The 2,838-nt window shown below is 59.9% G+C and carries 3 protein-coding genes; all 3 read left to right on the forward strand.

The window, feature by feature from the left end; translation table 11 throughout:
- Nucleotides 1–1,689, forward strand: a 1,689-nt coding sequence (locus AC1D1P_RS19775; RefSeq protein ID WP_477674143.1) for an ABC transporter permease, incomplete at its 5' end; no start/stop codon positions are given.
- 154 nt (nt 1,690–1,843) lie between these two features.
- Nucleotides 1,844–2,545: an HAD family hydrolase gene (locus AC1D1P_RS19780; RefSeq protein ID WP_477669165.1), complete on the forward strand. Its 702-nt coding sequence runs from the start codon at nt 1,844–1,846 to the stop codon at nt 2,543–2,545.
- 108 nt (nt 2,546–2,653) lie between these two features.
- A partial coding sequence (locus tag AC1D1P_RS19785; protein WP_477674144.1) for an ATP-binding cassette domain-containing protein occupies nt 2,654–2,838 on the forward strand: 185 nt, incomplete at its 3' end.

Raw genomic sequence — 2,838 nt, forward strand, 5'->3', positions numbered from 1 at the left:
GCACTGCTGTGCCTGTTTGTGGTGTTTCCGGTCGCCAAGTCCTTGTCCGCTGCCTTCTATGCCGAAGACGGAGGCTTTGCCTTGGGGGCCTTGTGGGAGCGGGTCGGTACTGCGCGCGTGTGGGGTGTCGGGTGCCTGGGTGGCGGGACCAGTTGCGGCGTGGCATGGAACACCTTGTACCTGGCGCTGCTGACCGCGGCTGGCACGACCGTGCTGGGAACCATGATCGCGCTCATCGCCGAGCGCAGCGCCGGCAAGCGACTGCAAAAACCACTGAACGCCCTGGCCATGCTGCCCATCATCACGCCACCGTTTGTCGTGGGCCTGGGTTTGATCCTGCTGTTTGGCCGCGCCGGCATCGTCAACCAGTTGATGGAGTGGTCTTTCGGCGTTACGCCCACCCGCTGGTTCTATGGTGTATTTGGCGTCTGGCTCGCGCAGCTGTTTGCTTTCACACCCATTGCCTTCATGATCATGCGTGGCGTGGTGCAGGGCATCAGCCCATCCCTGGAAGAGGCGGCGCAGACCCTCCGCGCAAGCCGGATGAAAACCTTCCTGACCGTCACGCTGCCGCTTCTGGCGCCTGGCCTGGCCAATGCGTTTCTGGTGGGGTTTATCGAAAGCATTTCCGATTTCGGCAACCCCATCATTCTGGGTAGCGGCTATGCAGTCCTTTCAACGGAAATCTTTTTTGCCATTGTGGGTGCGTCACTGGACCAGGGTATGGCCGCGGCCCTGGCCCTGGTGCTGACGACGTTTGCGTTGACGGTCTTCTTCGTGCAGCGGCGCATCCTGGGTAAAACCAGCTTCACCACCGTTTCCGGCAAAGGCGACGCCGGCGTGCCCATGGCACTGCCGACAGGGGTGCGCCGCCTGTGCACCTGGGTCGCAGGCCCCTGGCTCGCCTTCACGATGGTGGTCTATTTCTTCGCCTTCGCGGGTGGGTTCGTCAAAGTCTGGGGGCGCGATTACACGCTAACCCTGATGCACTTCAAAACTGCGTTTGACATGCAATGGGGTGAGCATGGCCTGCTTTGGGCAGGAACTGCCTGGGCGTCCCTGTTCAATACCATCACGCTTTCGGCCATTGCGGCCCCGGTTTGCGCGAGCATCGGCTTGCTGATCGCCTGGTTGCTGGCGCGGACCGAATTCAGGGGCAAGGCCCTGTTTGAATTTTCCGCCTTGTTGACGTTTGCCATTCCCGGCACGGTGCTGGGTGTCAGCTACATCCTGGCTTTCAACGTGCCGCCGGTGGAGCTGACGGGTACCGGCCTGGTCATTGTCCTGTGCTTTGTGTTTCGCAATCTGCCGGTCGGGGTTCGGGCCGGAACGGCATCGTTCAAGCAGCTGGACCGGTCCCTCGACGAAGCCTCTGTCATGCTGCGGGCCAGCAGCCTGACCACCTTGCGCCGCGTGGTGCTGCCTTTGCTCAAGCCGGCCCTTGTTGCCGCACTGGTCTACAGCTTCGTGCGCTCGATGACCACGGTTTCCGCCGTCATTTTTCTGGTGACGGCCGAGTACGAGCTGGCCACCACTTACATCATTGGCAGGGTAGGAACTGGCGACTATGGCGTGGCGCTGGCGTACTGCACTGTGCTGATCGTCCTGATGTCTATGGCCACGGCATTGATCCAGTTCCTTGTTGGCGAACGCAAGCTGGGGCGGCGCACGGTAGGTGCCAACCGGTAGTCCACCGTCAATGACATTCCAGACCGCCTCCTTTTGCGTACAACAAGGATATTTACCAATGACTCAGGCAGGCACTGATTTCAAAAGCATAGCCAGGCGTTATGGCGGATTCAACGTTTCATTGATCAAAGCGTCTTTGAGACAGGAGTAACTGATGACCCTACAAGCCCCGCTCGGTGCATCTGGAACTGACGCACTGATCTTTGACATGGATGGAACCATGATCGACTCCATGCCGTGGCATGCCAGGTCGTGGAGCGAGTTCGCGAGGCGGCACGGCGTCCAGATGGCGCTGGCTGACATCCTCAGGCGCACCACCGGGCGCACCGGCACCGAGTCCATGAACCAGTTATTCCAGCGTGACATTGAACTTTCAGAGGCGCGGCTGCTGGTTGCGGAAAAGGAAGCCATTTATCGAGAACTCTTCGCGCCGGTGTTTGCCGAGGTTGCGGGCTTCAAGGCCTTTGCCGGGCTGGCGATGGCGCGGGGGTTCAAAGTGGGTGTGGGAACTGCGGGTGACCAGCACAACATCGCGTTTGCGATGGCCGGGCTTGCCATGGTGTCCCCGCCTCATGCTGTTGTAGGTGGCGACGAAGGCCTGGCAGGGAAACCCGAGCCCGCCATATTTCTGGAGGCTGCACGACGCATGGAGGTTGCGGCCGCCGCCTGCGTCGTGTTTGAAGATGCGCCCTTTGGCATAGAAGCCGCGCGGCGGGCCGGCATGCGGGCTGTGGCGGTTTGCACCAGCCATAGCGCTGAAGAGCTCTCGGGGCCGCACGTGATTGCCAGCGTGCGCGACTACAACGAACTTATCGCGAGTGATTTTTTGGGAAAGCTCCATGCGGCGGTTGCGTGATGGGCAGAAGCCGTCAGCGGAACAGCTGTCCGCCGGCATCGCTTTCACCTTGCTATTTTTATCCTCTTTGTCTTCTTTTTCTTTCACATCAACAAAGAAAGTCTGCACATGAGCCAACTCGGCATTGAATTCAAGAACGTGCAAAAACGTTATGGGAGCGATCCATCGCCCTTGGTGGTCAAAGGAATCAGTTTTACCGTTCCCAAAGGCACGCTGACGACGATTCTGGGACCTTCGGGCTGCGGAAAAACCACGACCCTGCGCATGATTGCCGGGCTTGAGACGCCCAGTGT

The sequence above is a fragment of the Polaromonas sp. P1_E1_2 genome (assembly GCF_056406035.1).

Coding starts and splice junctions, on each gene's coding strand:
- AC1D1P_RS19780 (WP_477669165.1), top strand. CDS start 1,844: ATGACCCTACAAGCCCCGCTCGGTGCATCTGGAACTGACGCACTGATC.